Source organism: Halomonas sp. R57-5 (assembly GCF_900070345.1).
GTDB classification, from domain to species: Bacteria; Pseudomonadota; Gammaproteobacteria; order Pseudomonadales; family Halomonadaceae; genus Vreelandella; species Vreelandella ventosae_B.
This window is the reverse complement of record NZ_LN813019.1, coordinates 4191297-4214482: the sequence shown is the minus strand read 5'-3', so window position 1 is coordinate 4214482 and position 23186 is coordinate 4191297. Positions and strand designations below refer to the sequence as shown.

Below are 23186 nucleotides of genomic sequence, written 5' to 3'. Positions count from 1 at the left end.
ATGAGGGCAGTTTTGCATGCGCGCAGCGTTATTTTTCAGCCAAGTAGTAGAACAGTGTTTCTATATAATCCGCATGCCTTATGCGCTATCGGCATGGGTGCGTGAGCCCTATTTAGACTAAAGTTTAATGGAAAATAAAAAGCGTTAAAATAGCGTTTTGTATGATTACAAGTGTTTGAAGTATATGTATTTTTTCCTTGAATGAGAATGCAAATACCGGATTTGAAAAGAGTTTCTCTAACGTTGTAGGTGCCAAGAGATTGCGCAAAGTGGTTACCAATCGCTATGCTGACCGGCCATTTTGTTGCGGCAGCGAACGTGGGAAACACCCCATTCTGGGCAGGTTATAAGCACCATAAAAAAAGCGAAACCGTCCTTTATACCATAAGCACGCTGCTAAAAAAATACGCTGACTAGTAGAGGCACGCCCATGAATAGAGGTCTTCACCAGCCTGGCGAGTTTCGCGATAACTGTGGTTTTGGCCTGATTGCCCATATGGAAGGCCAGGCTAGCCACGACTTGCTGAAAACTGCCATTGAATCCCTGACCTGCATGACCCACCGGGGCGGTATCGCTGCCGACGGAAAGACCGGCGACGGCTGTGGTTTGCTACTTAAAATGCCCACGCCTTTTATGCAGGAACTGGCCAAAGAGGCGTTTGATACTGAGCTTGGCGAACGCTTTGCCGTGGGTGTCGTTTTTCTACCCAACGATGACGCCCGTGAAGCGCATGCCCGCGATACCCTAACCCGCGAGCTGGAAGCACGCGGGCTCAACGTGCTGGGCKGGCGCGATGTGCCCACAGACCCGAGCGTTTGTGGACCCATGGCGCTGGATTGCCTGCCGCGCATTCGCCAGCTGTTTGTGCAGCCAGGCCAGGGCGAGCACTTCGATGTTGACCTCTTTATGGCCCGCCGCCGTGCCGAACAGGCACTGCGCGACGAAGCGGACTTCTACGTCGCTTCCCTGTCGTCAGAAGTGGTCTCCTATAAAGGCTTGGTGATGCCGGAAGATCTACCGGCGTTCTATCAGGACTTGAACGACCCGCGTCTGGAAACTGCTATCTGTGTTTTCCACCAGCGCTTCTCGACCAATACCGCACCGCGCTGGCCATTGGCGCAGCCATTCCGCCTGCTGGCACACAACGGTGAGATCAACACCATTGAAGCCAACCGCGGTTGGGCGAACTCGCGTAAGGCGAATTTCGTCAATGAGCGGCTGCCGGATATCGCCGAACTGGACGAGATCGTCAATACCACCGGCTCTGACTCCTCAAGCATGGATAACATGCTGGAAGTGCTGCTCACCGGCGGGATGGAGCTGCACCGTGCGGTGCGCATGATGGTGCCGCCTGCCTGGCAGAACGTCGAAACCATGGACGCCGAGCTGCGTGCCTTCTACGAATACAACTCCATGCATATGGAGCCGTGGGACGGCCCGGCGGGCGTAGTGATGACCGACGGCCGCCAAGCGGTGTGTATGCTCGACCGAAACGGACTACGCCCGGCGCGCTGGGTGATTACCAAAAACGGCTATATCACCCTGGCCTCGGAAACGGGCACCTACGGCTACAAGCCTGAAGATGTCGTCGCCAAAGGCCGCGTTGGGCCTGGGCAGATGCTGGCGGTTGATMCCCAAACTGGCGAAGTGCTTCACACCACCGATATTGATGAACGGCTAAAATCTGCCTACCCCTACAAGCGTTGGCTAAAGCAGGAAGCCAGCTATTTGGAGTCGGCGCTAACCGAGCTGGCGCGTTTCCAAACCATGGATGCCGATGCGCTCAATGTTCAGCAGAAGCTGTTCCAGGTCAGTTTTGAAGAGCGCGATCAGGTGCTGCGCCCGCTAGCGGAGAGCGGCCAGGAAGCCGTTGGCTCAATGGGCGACGATACCCCCATGGCGGTGCTGTCGAGCCGTCCGCGCCTGTTGACGGACTTCTTCCGTCAGAAGTTTGCCCAGGTCACCAATCCGCCCATTGACCCGCTGCGCGAAGCGATCGTCATGTCGCTGGAAACTTGCTGTGGCGCTGAGCTGAACGTCTTTAAAGCCACGCCTGAGCATGCGCACCGCTTGATTTTGACCACGCCGGTGCTGTCGCCGCGTAAATTTACTGCGCTGGTCAGCCAGGACGACCCGGCCTTCGCCAGCTATACGCTGTCGCTGGGCTACGACCCGGAGCAGCAGAGCCTGCACCAAGCGCTTAAAGCGCTGTGTAAAGAAGCCGAAGCCCAAGTGCGCGCCGGTAAAGTGATCCTGGTGCTCACCGATGCCGAGCTGGCGAAAGGCCTAATTCCGATTCAGGCTGCCTTGGCGGTGGGTGCCGTGCACTCTCACTTAGGTCGTTTGGCGCTGCGCCCCAATGCCAATATTGTGGTGGAAACCGGCTACGCCCGGGACGCCCACCAAATGGCGGTTCTGTTTGGGGTAGGTGCTACGGCGGTGTATCCGTGGCTTGCCTACCAGGTAATGGCGGATATGCAMCGTACAGGCGAATTGACCGGTAACCCGGCGGATGGCCGCGAGAACTATCGCAAAGGTCTGCAAAAAGGTTTGTTCAAGATCCTGTCAAAAATGGGTATCTCGACGCTGGCTTCTTACCGTGGCTCGATGCTGTTTGAAGCCGTGGGGCTGGCGGATGAAGTTATGGATATGTGCTTTGTCGGCATGGCATCGCGCATCCAAGGCACCGGCTTCGCCGAGCTGCAGATGCAGCAGGCGCTGCTGGCCAAAGATGCCTGGATTCCCCGCAAAGGAATCTCCCAAGGCGGCATGTTCAAATACGTTCACGGCCACGAGTACCACGCCTATAACCCCGATGTGGTGATGTCGCTTCAGGCCGCGGTTCAAGAGGGCAGCTACACCAAGTGGAAGAAGTTCGCCCAGTTGGTGAACGAGCGCCCGGTAGCCACCATCCGCGATTTGCTCAAGCTCAAACCGGTTGAAACGCCGTTGCCACTTGACGAGGTCGAGCCGGTTGAAGCGCTGCTGCCACGCTTTGACAGTGCGGGCATGTCGCTTGGTGCGCTGTCGCCAGAAGCCCACGAAGCGTTGGCCCAGGCCATGAACGAAGCGGGCGGTCGCTCCAATTCAGGGGAAGGCGGCGAAGACCCGGCACGCTACGGCACGGTGCGTAGCTCGAAGATCAAGCAAATCGCCTCCGGTCGTTTTGGCGTGACGCCACATTACCTGGTCAATGCGGAAGTGCTGCAGATCAAAGTCGCCCAGGGCGCCAAGCCCGGCGAAGGTGGTCAGCTGCCCGGCGGTAAAGTGAACGAACTGATTGCCCGGCTGCGCTATGCGGTGCCCGGCGTGACGCTGATTTCACCGCCGCCCCACCACGATATCTACTCTATCGAGGACTTGGCTCAGCTGATTTTTGACCTTAAGCAGGTTAACCCTGAAGCCCAGGTGTCGGTGAAGCTGGTTTCTGAGCCGGGTATCGGCACTATCGCGACCGGCGTTGCCAAAGCCTACGCCGACCTGATTACCGTCTCCGGTTACGACGGTGGCACGGCGGCGAGTCCGTTGACCTCCATCAAGCACGCCGGTTCGCCCTGGGAGCTGGGGCTACCGGAAGTACACCAGGCGCTACGTATCAATGGCCTGCGTGACAAGATTCGCCTGCAGACCGACGGCGGCCTGAAAACCGGCTTAGACGTTGTTAAAGCAGCGATTCTGGGTGCTGAAAGTTTCGGTTTTGGTACCGCGCCGATGGTAGCGCTGGGCTGTAAGTACCTGCGCATCTGTCMCCTCAACAACTGCGCCACCGGTGTGGCCACCCAGGATGATTTCCTGCGCGGCGAGCACTTCCGCGGCACCGTGGATATGGTCAAAAACTACTTCCGCTTTATCGCTGAAGAAGTGCGCGAGCTGATGGCAGCGCTGGGTGTGCGCAAGCTGACCGATCTAATTGGACGTACTGACCTGCTGGAAGTGTTGGAAGGTAATACGCCTTCTCAGCGTAAGCTCGACTTAACGCCGCTGCTGGCCAATGATTTTGTACCTAAAGACGCGCCGCAGTTCTGCAAGGTCAGCCGTAACGTACCTCACGATCCGGGGGCCAAAAATCAGGAAGTGCTGGCGGCCTTGAAAGACGCTATCGAAAACCAGTCAGGCGGTGAGTTTGATTTCACCATCACCAACTGTGACCGCAGCGTGGCCGCGTTAACGTCCGGCGCCATCGCCAAGCGCTATGGCGAAGAGGGTCTGGAAGCTGCGCCGATCACCGCCCGCTTTACCGGGGTGGCGGGGCAGAGCTTCGGGGTGTGGAACGCCCGTGGCCTGAACCTCTACCTGGAAGGTGACGCCAACGACTATGTCGGCAAGGGCATGAACGGCGGCAGTATCGTGATTGTGCCACCTAAAGTCAGCCAGTTTGAGAGCCATAAAACCGCCATTATCGGCAACACCTGCCTGTACGGTGCCACCGGCGGTACGCTGTTTGCGGCCGGTACCGCAGGCGAGCGTTTTGCCGTGCGTAACTCCGGTGCTTCAGCGGTAATTGAAGGCGCGGGGGACCACTGCTGCGAATATATGACCGGCGGCTTGGTCTGCGTACTTGGCGAAACCGGCGTGAACTTCGGCGCGGGGATGACCGGTGGGTTTGCCTATGTGTTGGATGAAGAACGCACCTTCGTGGACAAGTACAACCACGAGCTGGTCGAGATTCACCGCGTTAACACAGAGGCCATGGAGGCGTATCGTCGTCACCTGCGTGAAATGATCGAAGCCTATGTGGCTGCAACGGGTTCGGCGCGTGGGGCGGCTATTTTGGAAGACTTCAGCGACTATGCGCGCCACTTCTGGCTGGTGAAGCCAAAAGCGGCAAGCTTAGGTAGTTTGCTGGATCAGTCTCGGCGTCAGCCGCAATAACCCGCTTATGCCCCTCACGCTGACAGGAGAGAGATCATGGCTAACCGTTTAAATAACGATTTTCAGTTTGTTGATGTGGGTCGTAAAGACCCGGAAAAGAAAGACGCCCGCGCCCGTGCCAAAGAGTTTGCGGAAATTTACGAACCGTACAAACCCACCGATGCGGCCAGTCAAGCGCACCGCTGCCTGCACTGCGGTAACCCCTACTGCGAGTGGAAGTGCCCGGTACACAATTACATTCCTAACTGGCTACAGCTGGTGGTGGAAGGCAATATTATTGAAGCCGCTGAGCTCTCCCACAAAACCAACTCGCTGCCTGAAGTGTGTGGCCGCGTGTGCCCGCAGGATCGCCTGTGCGAAGGCGACTGCACGCTAAATGACGGCTTTGGTGCGGTGACCATCGGTTCGGTGGAGAAGTACATCACCGATACCGCGTTTGCCATGGGCTGGCGTCCAGATATGTCACACGTCACCTGGACAGATAAAAAAGTCGCCATCATTGGCGCAGGCCCTGCGGGCTTGGGCTGTGCGGATATCCTGGCCCGTAACGGCGTTAAGCCGGTGGTATTCGATAAGTACCCGGAAATTGGCGGCCTGCTGACCTTTGGTATTCCTGAGTTCAAGCTGGAAAAAAGCGTGATGGAACGCCGCCGGGCAGTCTTTGAGGAGATGGGGGTCGAGTTCCGTCTTAACACCGAAATCGGCTCCGATATCGAATTTGAGACCTTGATGCAGGAGTACGACGCGGTCTTCCTGGGCATGGGTACCTATAAGTACATGGAAGGCGGCTTCCCCGGTGAAGATCTGCCGGGCGTGTACAAAGCCCTCGACTTCCTGATTGCCAACGTCAATCGCTGCTTAGGCTTCGAGAAGGATCCCAACGACTATATCTCCATGGAAGGAAAGCGCGTGGTGGTGCTGGGCGGCGGCGATACGGCGATGGACTGTAACCGTACCTCTATCCGTCAAAATGCGGCCAGCGTGACCTGTGCGTATCGTCGTGACGAGGGCAACATGCCGGGGTCGCGCCGTGAGGTCTCCAATGCCCGTGAAGAGGGCGTTGAGTTTCTGTTCAACCGTCAGCCGGTGGCGGTCGTCGGTGAAGAGAAGGTCGAAGGCGTGAAGGTTGTGCGCACCCGCTTGGGCGAGCCGGACGAAAACGGCCGTCAGCGTCCTGAAGTAGTGCCCGGCTCTGAAGAGATCATTGCGGCGGACGCCGTGGTCATCGCCTTCGGTTTCCAGGCAAGCCCTGCGCCGTGGTTCGATAGCGCCAACATTCAGGTCGACGAACGCGACCGGGTGACCGCGCCAGAGCACGGCCAGTACGCCTTCCAAACCAGCAACGAAAAAATCTTTGCCGGTGGCGATATGGTGCGCGGCTCTGACTTGGTGGTCACGGCGATTTACGAAGGCCGCCAAGCTGCAGAAGGTATTCTGGATTACCTAGGCGTATAGAACGTGTCTGATGCATAGAGCAGCTCCAGGGATAGGTCGTAGCGAGGGTCTTTCGCCAGGGATGGCGAAAGTAGCGCCCAGGGAAGGGTTCACAGCGCCCTCGCGTAGACCTATCGCTGGGGCGGTTTAATGACTGCTCAGTTCAAATTGAGCCTTAGGTCGTAATCTGCTAGTCTGTCGACCCATCCTGGCGTGGCTTTCTGCCGTGCCTTCTGATCACGTTTCGACAGGTTATCCATGACACGATATATCTTCGTGACCGGCGGCGTTGTGTCCTCTCTTGGCAAGGGCATCGCCTCCGCCTCGCTTGCGGCGATTTTAGAGGCCCGCGGCCTTAAGGTCACCATGCTCAAGCTCGACCCGTACATCAACGTGGATCCGGGCACCATGAGCCCCTTCCAGCACGGTGAGGTGTTCGTCACAGAAGATGGCGCCGAAACCGACCTTGATCTCGGGCATTACGAGCGCTTTATTCGCACCAAAATGACCCAGCGCAATAACTTTACGACCGGCCGTGTTTACGAGCACGTACTGCGTAAAGAGCGCCGTGGCGACTACCTTGGTGGCACCGTTCAGGTCATTCCGCACATCACCGACGAGATTAAAGAGCGCGTTTACGCTGGCGGTGAAGGGTTTGATGTGGCGCTGGTAGAGATCGGCGGCACGGTGGGTGACATCGAATCGCTGCCTTTCCTGGAGTCGATCCGCCAAATCCGTAGTGAGCAGGGGGCCAACCGCGCGCTGTTCATGCACCTGACACTGGTGCCCTACATCAAAACGGCGGGTGAGACCAAAACCAAGCCCACCCAGCACAGCGTTAAAGAGCTGCGTTCTATCGGTATCCAACCGGATATTCTGATTTGCCGGAGCGAAGTGGAGCTGGAAGAGAGCGAGCGTCGCAAAATCGCCCTGTTCACCAACGTTGAAGAGCGTGCGGTGGTGCCATTGCAGGATGCCGATACCATCTATCGTATTCCGTTGATGCTTCACGAACACGGCCTCGACGAGATCGTTTGCGATAAGCTACGTTTGGAAGCGCCTGAAGCCGATCTCTCTGAATGGGTGAAGGTGCTGGATGCCAAGCTCAATCCGCTCAAGTCGGTCAGCATCGCCATGGTGGGTAAATACATGGAGCTGCTGGATGCCTACAAGTCGCTCAACGAAGCGCTGATTCACGCCGGTATCCAGGGCCGCATTAAGGTCAACGTTGACTATATTGACTCCGAAGATATCGAACGTCACGGTACTGAGCGCCTGGCAGGTAAAGATGCCATTCTGGTGCCCGGCGGCTTTGGTGAACGCGGCGTAGAAGGCAAGATCATGACCGCTCAGTTCGCCCGCGAAAACAAGGTGCCGTATCTAGGCATCTGCCTGGGTATGCAAGTGGCGGTGATTGAGTTTGCTCGTAACGTGGCGGGGTGGAACGACGCCAACTCTACCGAGTTTACCCATGATACCCAGCATCCGGTGGTGGGGTTGATCACCGAGTGGCTGAACCCGGAAGGCAAAATCGAGCTGCGCGATGCGGCGTCTGACCTGGGTGGCACCATGCGCTTAGGTGGTCAGGTATGCCATTTGGCATCGGGTTCTAAGGCGCGCGAAGCCTATGGCTCAGAAGAGATTGTTGAGCGCCATCGTCATCGCTTCGAAGTCAATAACCAGTTTATTGATGAGCTTGAAAAGGCGGGACTGGTAATCTCAGGTAAGAGCGTTGATCAGTCGCTGGTGGAAATGATCGAGCTGGCGGATCACCCTTGGTATGTGGCCTGTCAGTTCCACCCGGAATTCACGTCTACACCGCGTGATGGCCACCCGCTATTCTCGGGCTTTGTTAACGCCGCATTGGAGCATAAAACAGCGCGCAGTCGCGCCCATGCGAATTCTCAGGAATAAGAGGGCAAAAGCATGGCTTCTCAAGACCGTTCTCAAGAGCAGTCTCAAGATGGATCACAAGAGCGTCATATTAACGTTGCCGGCTTAACCGCCGGTAACTCCTTGCCGCTGATGTTATTGGGCGGCATGAACGTGCTGGAGTCTGCCGAGCTTGCCGACGAAGTCGCCCAAGCCTACGTTACGGTGACCCAAAAGCTGGGTATGCCCTACGTGTTCAAGGCCAGCTTCGATAAAGCCAACCGCAGCTCAATCAACTCCTACCGCGGCCCGGGTATCGAGAAAGGGCTGCAGATTCTGGCGGATATCAAAGCCCGCCACAATGTACCCATTATTACCGATGTGCATGAGCCCTGGCAGGCCGAAGCGGCCGCTGAAGTTGCCGACATTATCCAACTGCCGGCYTTTTTGGCCCGCCAAACCGATTTGGTGGTCGCCATGGCCAAAACCGGTGCGGTCATCAATATCAAAAAGCCGCAGTTTTTGGCCCCCCATGAAATGCGCCATATCCTCAGCAAGTTCCAGGAAGCGGGTAACGACCAGCTGATGCTTTGCGAGCGAGGCTCAAGCTTTGGTTACAACAATCTAATTGTTGATATGCTGGGATTTGGTGATATGAAGCAAACTGGCTATCCAGTGGTTTTCGATGTCACCCATGCGCTGCAGCGTCCCGGTGGGCGTGCGGACAGTGCTGATGGGCGTCGTGCCCAGGTAGCTGAACTGGCGCGGGCAGGGGTAGCTGTTGGCCTTGCCGGGCTGTTTTTAGAGGCTCACCCTGACCCTGATAACGCTAAGTGCGATGGCCCCTGTGCGCTACCACTGGATCAGCTAGAGCCGTTCTTAACCCAGCTTGCCCAGTTGGATGCGCTGGTTAAAGGATTTGAGCCGCTAACGATTCGCTAAGCAGGGCGTTATATTAATAATTTTATCCGACCTACCGTAAAGGAAACTGCCATGACCAAAATTGTTGCTATCAGTGCGTTGGAAGTGCTGGATTCGCGTGGAAACCCGACCGTGCAGGCGCACGTACGCCTTGCCAGTGGCGCCGTCGGCGAAGCCTGTGCCCCAAGCGGTGCCTCAACCGGTTCCCGGGAAGCGTTAGAGCTACGCGACGGCGATAAGTCGCGTTATCTGGGCAAAGGCGTGCTGAAAGCAGTTGAAGCGGTCAACGGCAAGATTCGTGATGCGTTGATGGGGATGGATGCTCGCGACCAGCGTGGCCTGGACGATGCCATGCTGGCGTTAGACGGTACTGAGAACAAAGCGAACCTGGGGGCGAATGCGATTCTAGCGGTTTCCCTGGCGGCGGCTAAAGCCGCTGCTAATGCCAAAGGCGTACCGCTGTATGCCCACATTGCCGAGCTCTACGGTCAGCCGGGTCAGTACAGCATGCCGGTACCCATGATGAACATCATCAACGGCGGCGAGCACGCGGATAACAACGTCGATATCCAAGAGTTTATGGTGCAGCCAGTAGGTGCGCCCAACTTCCGTGAAGGGCTGCGCATGGGCGCGGAAATTTTCCACGCGCTGAAAAAAGTACTCTCGGCGAAGGGGCTTTCCACCTCCGTCGGCGACGAGGGCGGCTTTGCGCCTAACCTGGCGTCTAACGCCGATGCGCTAGCAGTGATTAAACAAGCTGTTGCTGATGCCGGTTACGCCCTGGGTAAAGACGTTACCTTGGCGCTGGATTGTGCTTCGTCTGAGTTCTATAAAGACGGCCAGTACAACCTTTCCGGTGAAGGCAAAAGTTATGACGCCCAAGGCTTTACCGATTACCTGGCAGGCCTGTGCGCCGATTATCCGATCGTCTCTATCGAAGACGGCATGGATGAATCGGACTGGGCGGGCTGGAAAGCGCTAACCGACAAGCTGGGCGATAAAGTGCAGTTGGTGGGCGATGATCTGTTCGTGACCAATACCAAGATTCTCAAGCGCGGTATCGATGAGCAGATCGGTAACTCTATCCTGATCAAGTTCAATCAGATCGGCTCGCTCTCCGAGACGCTGGATGCTATCAAGATGGCTCAGGATGCGGGCTTTACCGCGGTTATTTCACACCGCTCTGGTGAAACCGAAGACACCACCATTGCCGATTTGGCAGTGGGCACCTGCGCCGGTCAGATCAAAACGGGTTCACTGTGCCGCTCTGATCGGGTTGCCAAGTACAACCGTTTGCTGGTGATTGAAGCGGAGCTGGGTGATGTGACTTACCCGGGTCTGAAGGCCATTAAAGGGCAGTAAAAGCCAATATCGAGCGATTTTTTAGCGGGGCTTGTAAGAGATGTCTTAAGATTTTGTAAGAGATATCTTACAAATACTGACGAGAATCGCTCGATTTGGGTAAAAAACAACGTAATTTTCCATTAATTTAAATTAAAGTTGTTGTTTTTAAAGGTTTTTTAAAAAAAGGGCGAGTCGCTGCGACTCGCCCYTTTACATTTTGGCTTTGTTGAGAAGCTGCCGTGATCTGACACAATATACACAGGACAAGGGGAGGCAAGGATGCTTCAGTCAGGATGCAGCGGGATGTAGGTCAGATGCGCTGGGTGATACAGTGAGGTGAGCCCCGGCAAGGACGTCATCTGAGGAAGTTGATCCAGGGAGTGGTCAGAGGAAGTGCTTGGAGCGGGCGGCCTACGGGCCGCCTTTTTTTGTCTGGAATTTGCCAGTGCAAGTTTGTCTAAACCATAAAAAAACCAGCGTGGACGCTGGCTTTAAGAAAAATGGCACTTGAAAATGGAGCTGAAAAGAGTAACGCGAAATTTAGCGCTCTAATTTCTCAAGCTTACCAGGCTTGCCATCCCACTCTTCGGCGTCAGGCAGCGGATCTTTGCGCTCGGCAATGTTGGGCCATACGTCGGCCATTTCAGCGTTGATCTCAATAAAGGCCTCCTGTCCATCCGGTAGCTCATCCTCGGAGAATATCGCCTCGGCGGGGCACTCGGGCTCGCACAGCGCGCAGTCGATACACTCGTCAGGATGAATGACCAGGAAGTTCGGGCCCTCGTAAAAACAGTCGACCGGGCAGACTTCCACACAGTCGGTGTATTTGCACTGGATGCAGTTCTCGGTAACGACAAACGTCATCTTGCTATCCCTCTTGCAGGGCCGGGATGCTCCCGGCCATGGTCAATCGTGAATGGTTATAAATCAGCCGTTTTTTATAAGCTAAAAGTTTGAGCGACATTCTAGAGGTGCGCCTACCTGTCGGCAAGCGCCATATGATTCCAGTTGGTAGCAATGCCAGTACAGGTTTCCGCGAGGGCGCTGTGAACCCATCCTTGGGCGCTACTTTTTCCATCCTTGGAAAAAGACCCTCGCTCCAACCTGCCCTGGCACTAGAAGCTCACTTATGGCCTTCCAAGTTATGAGCACTATTAGATCAGGTCTCGCCACTGATACAACAGTGATAGCGCTTCCCGCGGCGTTAAACCATCCATATCGACGTTTTCCAACGCTTCGACCACCGGGTGTGGTGCAGCGGCGAACAGATCGTTTTGCTGCGGAGCGGTTCGCGGTGCCTGCGCCGTGTTGTCCACATCGCGCTGCTCCAAACTTATCAGCTTCTCGCGGGCACGTTTAATCACATGGTTGGGTACACCCGCTAATTGCGCCACCTGCAAACCATAGCTCTGGCTGGCCGGGCCCGCTTCGATGCGGTGCATAAAAACAATGCTGTCGCCATGCTCGGTCGCCGTTAGGTGGATATTGGCCACCCCTTCCATATGCTCAGGCAGCGCCGTCATTTCAAAGTAGTGGGTGGCAAACAGCGTTAGCGCACGCCCTTTGGCCAAATGTTCGGCGCTTGCCCAGGCCAGCGACAAGCCGTCAAAGGTGCTGGTGCCACGGCCAATTTCATCCATCAGGATCAAGCTTTGCTGGGTGGCATTGTGGAGAATATTAGCCGTTTCGGTCATCTCGACCATAAAGGTAGAGCGGCCGCCCGCCAAGTCATCCGATGAGCCAATGCGGGTGAATATTCGATCCAGCGGGCCGATCTCGGCGGCGTCAGCGGGCACAAAGCTACCGCAATGGGCCAGTAGGGCGATTAGCGCCGTCTGGCGCATATAGGTCGACTTACCGCCCATATTGGGGCCGGTAATAATCAGCATATGCTGGTCAGGGTTGAGCGTCACGTCGTTGGGTACGAAGGGCGTCTCGCTCACCTGCTCCACTACCGGGTGGCGCCCAGCGTTAATTTGAATGCCTGTGGATTCACTTAGCGTTGGGCGTACCCAGTTCAACGCCTCGGCGCGTTCAGCAAAGGCGCACAGTACGTCCAGCTCGGCTAGCGCTTGAGAGGTGCTTTGTAGCGCGTGAAGGCTGTTGTTAAGGTCGCCCAGCAGTTGGTCGTAAAGCCATTTTTCGCGAGTGAGCGCACGAGATTTGGCCGATAGCGCCTTATCCTCAAACTCTTTGAGCTCAGGAATAATAAACCGCTCGGCATTTTTCAGCGTCTGGCGTCGAATATAGTCGGCAGGCGCCTGCTGGGCTTGTGAACGCGGTAGTTCGATAAAGTAGCCGTGTACGCGGTTGTAGCCCACTTTGAGATTGGCAAGGCCGGTGCGCTCACGCTCGCGAATCTCTAGCTGAATCAGGTAGTCGCCGGCGTTCTCTGCCATGCCACGATGCTCATCGAGCTCGGCGTCAAAGCCATCGGCAATCACTCCGCCATCGCGAATCACCACCGGTGGGTTCTCCACCAGCGCACGGCTGAGCATATCGGCCATTTCCGGGTAGGGGCGAATATGCGGGCGCAGGTTGTCCAAAGCGCTGCCGCTCTCTACCTCGCTAAGCTGCTGTTCCAGTTCAGGCAGCGTTACCAGCGCATCGCGCAGCCGCGCCAAATCCCGCGGGCGAGCGCTATACAGTGCCACTCGGGCCAGGATGCGCTCCACATCGCCTACATCGCTTAACGTCTCGCGCAGCGGCATATAGGCTGCGTCCAGGCTTAACAGCGCCACACCCGCATGACGGGCCTGGACGATCTCACGTTGTCGCAGTGGGCGATTAAGCCAACGTTTGAGTAAGCGTGAGCCCATGGCGGTGGTGCAGGTATCCAGCACGCTGGCCAGGGTGTTATCGCTACTGCCACCCAGATTAATGTCGATTTCCAGATTGCGGCGACTGGCGGCGTCAATCACCACCGCGTCGTCGCGGTTCTCAACACTGATGGCGGTCACGTGGGGTAGGCGTGAGCGCKGGGTGTCCCGGGCGTAATCGATCAGCACCCCGGCAGCAATGAGCGCAGTAGTTAAATGCGCGCAGCCAAAGCCGCGTAAATCCTGCACTTCAAACTGGTCGCATAGGCTGCGGGTGGCGCTTTCCAGGTCAAACAGCCACTCACCCTGACGGCGCAGGCTGCGTTTTTGTGACCAGGCATCGGGTAGCGTCAGGCTTTCGGGCACCAGCAGCTCCGCGGGGGAGAGGCGAGTAAGCTCGGCGAGCATCTCGGCTTCGCTCTCCACTTCCAGCACGTTAAAACGCCCGCTGGAGAGCTCTAGCCAGGCAAGCCCCCAGCTCTCTTTACCGGGGGAGACTGACACCAGTACGTTGTCGCGGCGGGCATCAAGCAGCGCTTCATCGTGGAGCGTGCCGGGGGTGACGATCCGCACCACCTGACGATCAACGGGGCCCTTGCTGGTAGCGGGGTCGCCAATCTGTTCGCAGATGGCCACCGACTCGCCGCCAGCGACCAGGCGGGCTAGATAGCCTTCAGCGCTGTGGTAGGGTACACCCGCCATGGGGATCGGCTTACCCCCCGACTGGCCGCGCTGGGTAAGGGTAATATCCAGCAGCGCGGCGGCGCGCTTGGCGTCGTCGAAAAACAGTTCGTAAAAATCACCCATGCGGTAAAACAGCAGCACCTCGGGGTGCTCGCGTTTGATCTTTAAATACTGGGTGATCATTGGCGTGTTGGGGGGAATGGCCTGTGACATGGGCGTCCTGATTGAGCGTGGCGTAAGCCATCTCGGCTTACGGCATTGGCAATTTCTTTAAGCAAGCTAAACGCAGTATTCTACGCTGAACAGACGACTTACTTGAAGGAGCGACGATAGTGCCCAGCGAAACTAGCCTGAAAAACCTTGATTTAAACCTGTTGGCTCAGCGGCTGGGGCGGCTTTGTAAGCAGTTGGATGTGGAAGTGACTGCTGCTGAATCATGCACCGGGGGCGGTATTGCCAGTGCCATTACCGGGGTGGCGGGGAGTTCTGCTTATTTTACGACGGGCTATGTCACCTACGCGAATGGCGCCAAGACGCGCTTATTAGGGGTGCCTGAGGCCACGCTCGCCGAACATGGTGCGGTAAGTAAAGCGGTGGTTAATGCCATGGTGGCGGGCGCCTGKCGTGAAAGTGGCGCGGGCTTGGCCGTTGCCGTTAGCGGCGTGGCCGGGCCGGATGGCGGCAGTGCTGAGAAACCCGTGGGGACGGTTTGGTTGGCCTGGGGAGATACCGCTGCCCAGGAGGCCGAATGTTTCCACTTCCCTGGTGACCGCCAGTCGGTGCGCGAGCAGGCCGTACGTCAGGCCTTGGTAGGGCTGGTGGCGCGCCTGAATGAGCGCGAGAAGGCGAGCAAGACAAACCCGTCGTAAGCAAAAGGTCCTTACGAAAAAAGGCCCTTATGAAAATAGATGAGAGAAAGCGCGATCAAGGATTTGTTTACGGCGTAATCTTTGGCATACTACTGGCTAATTATACAGCTTGTTATGAGGAATCTCTGAATGGCTCAGGATGACAACCGCACTAAAGCGCTAAACGCTGCACTCACCCAAATTGACCGTCAGTTCGGCAAGGGCACCGTTATGCGTCTCGGCGACGCGCCGCGTGTCGTCATGCCGTCGGTTTCCACCGGTTCATTGGGTCTTGATATCGCACTTGGCATCGGCGGGCTGCCGTTTGGCCGAGTGGCAGAAATTTTTGGTCCGGAGTCCTCGGGTAAAACGACACTGACCCTTTCGGTGATTGCGCAAGCGCAAAAGCAAGGCAAAGTGTGTGCCTTCGTGGATGCCGAGCATGCGCTTGACCCCAGCTACGCAGAAAAGCTGGGCGTCAACCTGGATGATCTACTGATTTCCCAGCCGGACACTGGCGAGCAGGCGCTGGAAATTACCGACATGCTGGTACGCTCCGGCGGTGTTGACGTGATTGTTATCGACTCGGTCGCAGCTCTAACGCCGCGCGCTGAAATCGAAGGCGAAATGGGTGATTCCCACGTTGGCCTACAGGCGCGKTTGATGTCTCAGGCACTGCGTAAAATCACCGGTAATATCAAAAACGCCAATTGCCTGGTGATCTTCATCAACCAGATCCGCATGAAGATCGGCGTTATGTTCGGTAGCCCCGAAACCACCACTGGTGGTAACGCGCTGAAGTTCTATGCCAGCGTGCGTCTGGATATTCGTCGTACCGGCTCGGTGAAAGTGGGTGATGAAGTCACCGGTAACGAAACCCGCGTGAAAGTAGTCAAAAACAAGGTAGCACCACCATTCCGTCAGGCTGAATTCCAGATTCTTTACGGCAAGGGTATCTACCATGCCGGTGAGGTCATCGACCTGGGTGTGCAGTGCAATCTGGTTGATAAAGCCGGTGCCTGGTACAGCTATAAAGGTAAGAAAATCGGTCAGGGTAAAGCCAACTCAGCGCTTTACCTGGAAGAGCACCCGGAGATTATGCTCGAAATAGAAACGCAGATTCGTGAGCAGCTCTTGGCCAAGCCTGATCCTAAAAAGGAGAAGGAAGATGCGCCTGCCGAAGCAGCGGCAGAATTGGATGCGGGTGATGACGATCTGCTTTAAGACGATATTCACTAAGCTAATGCTAGCTAAGATAAGCTGATGGCATTCACCTCCCAGCGCGATGCCACGCCCCGTGACATCGCTATTGGCTTGTTGGCTCGGCGCGAATACTCCCGCSCCGAGCTTGCCCAACGGCTAAAGAAGAAATCCTTCGACGACGACGCTATTGATGAGTGCCTAGACGCTCTGATCGAACAAGGTCTGCAGTCTGACGCTCGCTTTGCGGCCAGTTTCGTCCGTTCACGTATTCTGCGTGGGCAGGGCGTGATCCGTATTAAAGGCGAGCTGCGCCAGCGCGGCGTTGACCAGGAAACCCTCAATAGTGCATTTGAAGAGGTAGAGGAGGGTGAGCAGATCGACTGGTTTGAGCTGGCCCGGGAAACCCTGGCGCGGCGCTTCGATAGTCCCGGTGAGACACCCAAAGAGCGCGCCAGGCGGGAGCGTTTTCTCGCCAGCCGCGGCTTCGATTTTGAGCAGATCCGCTACGCGCTCTCCTGTCTGTAATACGTTTTCTCCAGCCGGTAAAACATCCCCCCTCTTACATTTCTAGTAGCGCTCTAATACGCTGGTCGATCTGGTTGTTCTCATCGTTGTTGCCCTTCTGTCGCGAGTTGTTTGCCTTTCTGCCACTAAGTGCGGCTTTAGTCGTTTGACAACTGCGCTATAATGGCTGCTTTGCGACCCCTGAGGGTAGCGGCAACAGCGCCCTGGGACATCACGCTTTCTTGTTACGGATACCCTATGAAAAGCGCAGAGATTAGACAGGCCTTTCTCACCTTCTTCGAAGAGCAGGGGCATACTATTGTGCCCACTAGCTCCTTAGTGCCGGGCAACGACCCGACGCTGCTGTTTACCAATGCCGGCATGGTGCCGTTTAAAGATGTGTTTCTAGGCCGCGACCCGCGCCCCTACGTGCGCGCCACCTCTGCGCAGCGCTGCGTGCGGGCGGGCGGCAAGCATAACGATTTGGACAACGTCGGCTATACCGCGCGTCACCACACCTTCTTTGAAATGCTGGGCAACTTCAGCTTTGGTGACTACTTCAAGCGCGATGCTATTCGCTTTGCCTGGGTATTTCTGACCGAAACGCTGGGTCTGCCTAAAGACAAACTGTGGGTAACGGTGCATATCAGCGATGACGAAGCCGAACGCATCTGGAAAGATGAGATCGGCATCGATCCCGAGCGTTTTTCCAAGCTGGATGAAGATAACTTCTGGCAGATGGGCGACACCGGCCCCTGCGGCCCCAGTTCAGAAATCTTCTTCGATCATGGTCCAGAGGTTTGGGGTGGCCCGCCGGGCAGCCCGGAAGAGGATGGCGACCGCTATATCGAAATCTGGAACCTGGTCTTCATGCAGTTTGACCGCGATGCTGCCGGCACGCTCAACCCGCTGCCCAAGCCCTCTATCGATACCGGTATGGGGCTGGAGCGGGTCGCCGCTGTGATGCAGGGCGTGCACTCTAACTACGAAATCGACCTGTTCCAGAACCTGCTGCAGGCTGCGGCTAAGGCGACAGGACACCCTGATACCGCTACGCCCTCACTGCGCGTGATTGCTGACCATATCCGCTCCTGCGCCTTCCTGATTGTCGATGGTGTGCTGCCTTCCAACGAAGGGCGCGGTTATGTGCTGCGTCGAATCATTCGCCGTGCAATTCGCCATGGCCACAAGCTGGGCGCGGTTGAGCCGTTCTTCCATAAGCTGGTCGAGGCGCTGGACGCTGAGATGGGCGATGCCTATCCGGAACTGCGTGAAGCGAGCGATCAAATTGCCCGCGTGCTGCTAAAAGAAGAAGAGCAGTTTGCGCGTACTCTGGATCACGGTATGGGGCTATTGAACGCGGCCCTGGCGGAGTTGGACGGCAAGGTGCTGCCGGGTGAAACCGTCTTCAAGCTTTACGATACCTACGGCTTTCCGTTCGATCTCACCGCCGATGTGTGCCGTGAACGTGGCGTTACCCTGGACGAAGAGGGCTTTCAGCAGGCCTTGGAGGCTCAGCGTGAGCGTGCACGGGCGGCTAGCCAGTTTGGCGCCGACTACAGCGCCTCTATTGAGTTGGAGGGCGAAACAACCTTTACCGGCTACGACCGCTTGGAAGATCAAGCCAAGGTAACGGCGCTGGTCGACAGCGAAGGCAACGAGCTGGCCGCCTTGGAAGCAGGTCAAAAAGGCGTCGTGGTGCTAGACCGTACGCCGTTTTACGGCGAGTCAGGTGGTCAGGTGGGCGATACCGGCTATCTGTATGTCGACGGCGGCCGTTTCCAGGTCACCGATACCCAGAAGCAGAGTGGGCATCACCTTCACCAGGGCATAATGGTTGAAGGCTCGCTAAGTGTCGGAGCCAGCGTGCGCGGCGAAGTGGACGCCAGTCTGCGTACCGCCACCCTCCGCAACCACTCGGCCACCCACCTGCTGCACAAAGCGCTGCGTATGGTGCTGGGCGATCACGTACAGCAGAAAGGCTCGCTGGTGAATGCCGAGCGCCTGCGCTTCGACTTTAGCCATTTCGAACCGATGACCGCCGAGCAGCTGGCGGAGGTCGAACGGCTGGTTAACGAGCAGATTTTGGCCAATGCGCCGACCAAAACCGAGCAGATGAGCCTGGACCAGGCCAAAGCCAAGGGCGCTGCGGCACTGTTTGAGGCCAAATACGCCGACAACGTGCGCGTGCTGACCATTGGCGCCGACGACTTCTCTATTGAGTTGTGCGGTGGAACCCATGTGGCGCGTAGCGGCGATATTGGCTGTTGCCATGTGATAAGCGAAGTAGGCATTGCTTCCGGCGTGCGCCGTATCGAAGCAATCMCCGGCGAAAATGCGCTGGCCTACTTCCGCGAGCAGGAAGCCCGCCTTGAGCGCCTTGGCGAACGTTTGAAGACCAAGCCAGAGCAGCTTGAAGCGCGGGTAGAATCACTGGTTGAGCGTAACCGGAGCCTGGAAAAAGAGCTTGAGCAGCTTAAGGCCAAATTGGCCAGCGCTGCGGGTAGCGACATGCTGAGTCAGGTGCAGGAGATCAACGGCGTTAAGCTGCTGGCAACGCAGCTGGATGGCGTGTCAGGCAAAGATCTACGCGGCGTCCTTGATCAGCTTAAGAACAAGCTCAGCTCCGGGGTGATTATCCTTGGCGTTGCCGACCAGGCGGCGGGCAAGGTGAGCCTGATCGCTGGGGTCACCCAGGATCTGACTGGCCGTGTGAAAGCCGGTGAGCTGGTTAACCATGTCGCCTCTCAGGTAGGCGGTAAGGGCGGAGGCCGTCCTGATATGGCCCAAGCGGGAGGTAGTCAACCCGACGCCTTGCCGGATGCGTTGAAGAGCGTACCGGCATGGTTGGAAAACGTTCTTAGCTAAACCTTAAGGCCGGTGGCATTATTGCTACCGGCCTTATTATTTATTTAAAACTTATAACACTTTCACCCTCCATTCCCGAACGCATAGGAAAAACGGCATATGGCACTATACGTACAGAAGTTCGGCGGCACTTCGGTGGGCTCTGTCGAGCGTATCAAGGCCGTAGCGGAAAAGGTTAAGGGTTTCCGCGACCAGGGCCATCAGGTAGTGGTCGTGGTCTCCGCCATGAGCGGCGAAACCAATCGCCTGACCGATATGGCCCAAGCGCTTAACGAGGATCCGGCACCGCGCGAGATGGATATGCTGCTGTCGACCGGTGAGCAGGTGACTATTTCACTGCTCGCCATGGCGCTTCAGCAAATCGGCGTGCCGGCGACGTCGCACACTGGTGCCCAGGTAGGCATTCATACCGATAGCGCTTATACCAAGGCGCGTATCCAGCGTATCGAAACCGACGACCTGAAGGCCGACCTTGAAGCTGGGCAGGTCGTGGTTGTGGCTGGGTTCCAAGGGGTCGACGAAGACGGCAATATCACGACGCTGGGTCGCGGTGGTTCCGATACCACAGGTGTGGCGCTAGCCGCTGCGCTCGGCGCCGATGAGTGTCAGATTTACACCGATGTTGACGGGGTATACACCACCGACCCCCGCGTATGCTCAAAGGCACAGCGCTTAACCAGCATTACCGTGGAAGAGATGCTTGAGCTGGCCAGTCTCGGCTCTAAAGTGCTGCAGATCCGCGCGGTAGAGTTTGCCGGTAAGTACAACGTGCCCCTGCGGGTGCTGTCGAGCTTTGAAGACGGCCCCGGTACCCTAATTGTTGCAGAAGCTGACCAAGACGAGGACGCTATGGAAGAACCACTGATCTCCGGTATCGCCTTTACCAAGAATGAAGCAAAACTAACCCTGCTCAATACGCCGGATGTACCAGGGGTAGCTTCGCGCATTCTAGGTCCCATTGCCGATGCCAATATCGAAGTTGATATGATCGTGCAGAACGTGGCGCCGGCCGGTGACTATACCGACTTTACCTTTACCGTTGCTAAGGGCGATTACAAGGCCACTAAGAAGCTGCTTGAAGAGACGGTGATTCCTGATTTGGGCGGCGGTGAGCTGCGCGGCGACGACAATATTGCTAAAGTGTCTTTGGTCGGTGTTGGTATGCGTTCTCATGCGGGTGTGGCATCTAAAATGTTCCGCGTTCTAGCTGACGAGAATATCAATATCCGTATGGTCTCTACCTCTGAGATTAAGATCTCGGTTGTGATTGATGAGAAACATATGGAACTTGCGGTTAACGCATTACACAAAGCTTTTGGCTTAGATAAATCAGATATCGAATCTGAATAACATTTATGCCTTAAACCTTCTACGCTGAAGGGGTACTTGCTGCCGTGTGGTGGTGAGCTTTCTTTCAACGGGAGGTTAAGGTGTCATGGAGCCGGAGTCATTGGTGACAGGCAGCGCTATGCCGCATAATGGCATGGTGTTGCCTCCGGCTGACATATCCCGTTGCATAAAACGTCTGAAAAGGAGATCAGCCATGCTCATCCTAACTCGCCGTGTTGGCGAAACCCTGATGATCGGTGATGAAATCACCGTCACCGTTCTAGGTGTGAAAGGCAATCAAGTACGTATAGGCGTTAATGCGCCGAAAGATGTGGCAGTTCACCGTGAAGAGATTTACCAGCGGATTCAGCGTGAACGAGACAGTGAAAACGAAGTGGAATAAGACTTGCGGGCTTGCATGATGAAACGATGCTTAAAGCGTAAGCTTATATGTAAGGTATGGCCGGTGCGAAAAAAAACCTTAGGGGACTAGACACAAGAAAGCTAAATCGGTAATATTCGCGCCGTGCCGTTGAGGAGAGGTGGCCGAGTGGCTGAAGGCGCTCCCCTGCTAAGGGAGTATAGGGTTTATAGCCCTATCGAGGGTTCGAATCCCTCTCTCTCCGCCAATTGCATGTTAGAAGGTATGCGCCCGTAGCTCAGCTGGATAGAGTACCTGACTACGAATCAGGGGGTCGGAGGTTCGAATCCTCCCGGGCGCGCCACCTTCCTAGAAGCTGCTTTTCAGTAGTCGTAAGTATGCTGGTGGATTTTAGTCCTAGCAGAATTAGCATTAGCAAAATATTACGCGCCCGTAGCTCAGCTGGATAGAGTACCTGACTACGAATCAGGGGGTCGGAGGTTCGAATCCTCCCGGGCGCGCCAGATTCCAAAACCCGCTCTCTTATCGAGGGCGGGTTTTCTGTTTCCAGCCTTATTMCCTGTTCTTGGTCTAACCGCCTATTTTCAAGCCTGACCGGCTAAGGCTCGCACCCCGGTCTTGCGATCGTGTGTAGCGCCCCCGCTTTGCGGTAGGGCGCTTTTTTTTGCCTCGATCAAGTGGTGGCCTAAGCTAGCGCGACGTGGTGATCGTCAACCACGAGGCTGTCGAGCAGTTGATCCAGCTCGGTGAGGCGCTTCACACGCTGAAAATTTTCTTCGGCTTCACTACTGCCTTGGCGCATTTGGGCGAGCCACTGCTTCACTAGAGAGACCACGACGCGGTCAGGCAGCTGCTGGCGCTGCAGGGCGGCGTACTCTTTGAGTACGCTGGCGCGCATGGCCCAGCTGCTTGCGGGCAGTCGCTCGCCGGTTTGCAGCCAGTGGCGTATACGTGGCGCCAGCCAAGGGTCGGCCAGTGCGCTACGCCCTAGCATCACATCGCGGCACCCGGACAGCGTGCGGGCCTTCCAGTAATCTTCCAACGTCCAGATATCGCCATTGGCGACAACCGGGATATTCACCTGCCGGCGAATTTTGCCGATCCACTCCCAGTGCGCCGGTGGGCGGTAGCCCTCGTCTCGGGTGCGCGCATGCACTACTAGCTGCGCGGCGCCGCCCGCTTCAGTGGCCTGGGCGCAAGCAACCGCTAAACGGCGATTGGCGAAGCCCAGGCGAATCTTGGCGGTCACCGGGATTGCTCCCTCTAAAGCGTCGTGAACGGCTTTAACTGCCTTATAGACGCGATCCGGCTGGCGTAGCAGCGAGGCGCCGCCATCGTGCCGGTTAACCAGTTTGGCAGGGCAGCCGAAATTAAGGTCGACGCTCACTGCGCCTAAGCTAAGCGCCTGGCGCGCGTTGGCGGCCAGAGCAGCAGGGTCTGAGCCCAGCAGCTGTAAGTGCACGGGAATACCGCTCGGCGTTGCGACAGGCGGTTGCGTAAGCTCGGGGCAGTGCTTATAAAACACTCTGGGCGGCAGGCGAGCATCCACAACGCGGACAAACTCGGTAACCGTCCAGTCGAACCCGGCGTGACGGGTTAACAGGTCACGAGTCAGTGCGTCGATTACCCCTTCCATCGGGGCTAGGCCGATTCTGCCGTTTTGTAGTAAATTAACAACCATGACTTCCACTATCGCGCCATTGCATTCTATTCTGGGTGTGGCAGGTTAGTGTATTCCCCTTACTGAGCCAAGCGCCTTTCGTCGTATTGGCGTAATGATGTGCGTAAAACAGTGCTTGAACGGTACTTTAAGAAAGGAGAGCGTCTTATGCAGGATCAAGAACTATTACAAGATGGGTTAGCATTGATGGCGCTTGGTATGGGCGTAGTGTTTGTTTTTCTTACAGTTTTAGTTATTAGCGTCACGCTGATGTCGAAGCTTATCGGGCGTTTTCAACCTGTTCCCGTCGCTGTTGATTCGGGTAAAAAAGCCTCGCAACCTTCGGCCCCCTCTGATCAAAGTGACGAGGTCATGGCAGTGATCTGTGCTGCAGTGCACCGTTATCGCACAACGCGACGTCGCTAACTTTCTCAATTTTTTCCAT

At 56.5% G+C, this 23186-nt stretch carries 15 protein-coding genes and 3 tRNA genes; 15 read left to right on the top strand and 3 right to left on the bottom strand.

All coding sequences use genetic code 11. The features are described 5' to 3' along the window. Positions 1 to 430 precede the first annotated feature (430 nt). From gltB to eno, 5 genes are all read left to right on the top strand, one after another. Positions 431 to 4873: a glutamate synthase large subunit gene (gltB, locus tag HALO_RS19130; protein WP_050713873.1), complete on the top strand. Its 4443-nt coding sequence runs from the start codon at positions 431 to 433 to the stop codon at positions 4871 to 4873. Between the two features lie 36 nt (positions 4874 to 4909). Continuing rightward, complete coding sequence (locus HALO_RS19125) at positions 4910 to 6328, top strand: FAD-dependent oxidoreductase (protein WP_035576774.1); 1419 nt, start codon at positions 4910 to 4912, stop codon at positions 6326 to 6328. A 237-nt stretch (positions 6329 to 6565) separates the two neighbouring features. Continuing rightward, positions 6566 to 8221, top strand: coding sequence for a CTP synthase (locus tag HALO_RS19120; RefSeq protein WP_035576775.1), 1656 nt, complete (start codon positions 6566 to 6568; stop codon positions 8219 to 8221). Between the two features lie 12 nt (positions 8222 to 8233). Further along, positions 8234 to 9121 carry a 3-deoxy-8-phosphooctulonate synthase gene (kdsA, locus tag HALO_RS19115; RefSeq protein ID WP_035576776.1) on the top strand — a complete coding sequence of 296 codons (888 nt, stop codon included), beginning with the start codon at positions 8234 to 8236 and terminating at the stop codon, positions 9119 to 9121. Positions 9122 to 9172: 51 nt separating this feature from the next. Then, positions 9173 to 10462 carry a phosphopyruvate hydratase gene (gene eno / locus HALO_RS19110; RefSeq protein ID WP_035576778.1) on the top strand — a complete coding sequence of 430 codons (1290 nt, stop codon included), beginning with the start codon at positions 9173 to 9175 and terminating at the stop codon, positions 10460 to 10462. A 522-nt stretch (positions 10463 to 10984) separates the two neighbouring features. Here the strand turns inward: eno and fdxA are convergent. Further along, on the bottom strand, positions 10985 to 11308 hold the full coding sequence (gene fdxA / locus HALO_RS19105; RefSeq protein WP_035576779.1) for a ferredoxin FdxA: 324 nt from the start codon (positions 11306 to 11308) through the stop codon (positions 10985 to 10987). Between the two features lie 290 nt (positions 11309 to 11598). Further along, a complete protein-coding gene (gene mutS, locus HALO_RS19100) occupies positions 11599 to 14160 on the bottom strand; it encodes a DNA mismatch repair protein MutS (RefSeq protein ID WP_050713872.1) in 2562 nt (853 codons plus the stop codon). A gap of 116 nt (positions 14161 to 14276) precedes the next feature. Here mutS and HALO_RS19095 point away from each other — a divergent pair, with 116 nt between their 5' ends. The 9 genes from HALO_RS19095 to HALO_RS19055 all read left to right on the top strand — a co-directional run bounded on the left by HALO_RS19095 (position 14277) and on the right by HALO_RS19055 (position 21584). Then, positions 14277 to 14816, top strand: coding sequence for a CinA family protein (locus HALO_RS19095; RefSeq protein WP_050713871.1), 540 nt, complete (start codon positions 14277 to 14279; stop codon positions 14814 to 14816). Between the two features lie 129 nt (positions 14817 to 14945). After that, the gene (recA, locus tag HALO_RS19090) at positions 14946 to 16019 is read left to right on the top strand and encodes a recombinase RecA (protein ID WP_027957359.1); all 1074 of its coding nucleotides are present in this window, start codon (positions 14946 to 14948) and stop codon (positions 16017 to 16019) included. A 39-nt stretch (positions 16020 to 16058) separates the two neighbouring features. Beyond that, on the top strand, positions 16059 to 16523 hold the full coding sequence (locus HALO_RS19085; RefSeq protein ID WP_050713870.1) for a regulatory protein RecX: 465 nt from the start codon (positions 16059 to 16061) through the stop codon (positions 16521 to 16523). A 237-nt stretch (positions 16524 to 16760) separates the two neighbouring features. Further along, positions 16761 to 19370: an alanine--tRNA ligase gene (gene alaS, locus HALO_RS19080; RefSeq protein ID WP_050713869.1), complete on the top strand. Its 2610-nt coding sequence runs from the start codon at positions 16761 to 16763 to the stop codon at positions 19368 to 19370. A gap of 99 nt (positions 19371 to 19469) precedes the next feature. After that, positions 19470 to 20720: an aspartate kinase gene (locus HALO_RS19075; RefSeq protein WP_035576789.1), complete on the top strand. Its 1251-nt coding sequence runs from the start codon at positions 19470 to 19472 to the stop codon at positions 20718 to 20720. A gap of 193 nt (positions 20721 to 20913) precedes the next feature. Then, entirely contained in the window at positions 20914 to 21102 is a 189-nt protein-coding gene (csrA, locus tag HALO_RS19070) for a carbon storage regulator CsrA (protein ID WP_035576792.1), read from the top strand. 133 nt (positions 21103 to 21235) lie between these two features. Next, positions 21236 to 21328 (top strand) — tRNA-Ser (locus HALO_RS19065). A 19-nt stretch (positions 21329 to 21347) separates the two neighbouring features. Beyond that, positions 21348 to 21424 (top strand) — tRNA-Arg (locus tag HALO_RS19060). Positions 21425 to 21507: 83 nt separating this feature from the next. Continuing rightward, a tRNA-Arg gene (locus HALO_RS19055) sits at positions 21508 to 21584 on the top strand. A 182-nt stretch (positions 21585 to 21766) separates the two neighbouring features. On the opposite strand, the gene HALO_RS19050 is transcribed toward HALO_RS19055, so the two are convergent. After that, positions 21767 to 22762 carry a tRNA dihydrouridine synthase gene (locus HALO_RS19050; protein WP_231896759.1) on the bottom strand — a complete coding sequence of 332 codons (996 nt, stop codon included), beginning with the start codon at positions 22760 to 22762 and terminating at the stop codon, positions 21767 to 21769. Positions 22763 to 22909: 147 nt separating this feature from the next. Between HALO_RS19050 and HALO_RS19045 the strand changes: the two genes are divergently transcribed. Then, complete coding sequence (locus HALO_RS19045) at positions 22910 to 23167, top strand: OadG family protein (RefSeq protein WP_035576795.1); 258 nt, start codon at positions 22910 to 22912, stop codon at positions 23165 to 23167. Positions 23168 to 23186 lie beyond the last annotated feature (19 nt).

Coding starts and splice junctions, on each gene's coding strand:
- HALO_RS19125 (WP_035576774.1), top strand. CDS start 4,910: ATGGCTAACCGTTTAAATAACGATTTTCAGTTTGTTGATGTGGGTCGT.
- HALO_RS19120 (WP_035576775.1), top strand. CDS start 6,566: ATGACACGATATATCTTCGTGACCGGCGGCGTTGTGTCCTCTCTTGGC.
- eno (WP_035576778.1), top strand. CDS start 9,173: ATGACCAAAATTGTTGCTATCAGTGCGTTGGAAGTGCTGGATTCGCGT.
- fdxA (WP_035576779.1), bottom strand. CDS start 11,308: ATGACGTTTGTCGTTACCGAGAACTGCATCCAGTGCAAATACACCGAC.
- HALO_RS19075 (WP_035576789.1), top strand. CDS start 19,470: ATGGCACTATACGTACAGAAGTTCGGCGGCACTTCGGTGGGCTCTGTC.
- csrA (WP_035576792.1), top strand. CDS start 20,914: ATGCTCATCCTAACTCGCCGTGTTGGCGAAACCCTGATGATCGGTGAT.
- HALO_RS19050 (WP_231896759.1), bottom strand. CDS start 22,762: ATGGTTGTTAATTTACTACAAAACGGCAGAATCGGCCTAGCCCCGATG.
- HALO_RS19045 (WP_035576795.1), top strand. CDS start 22,910: ATGCAGGATCAAGAACTATTACAAGATGGGTTAGCATTGATGGCGCTT.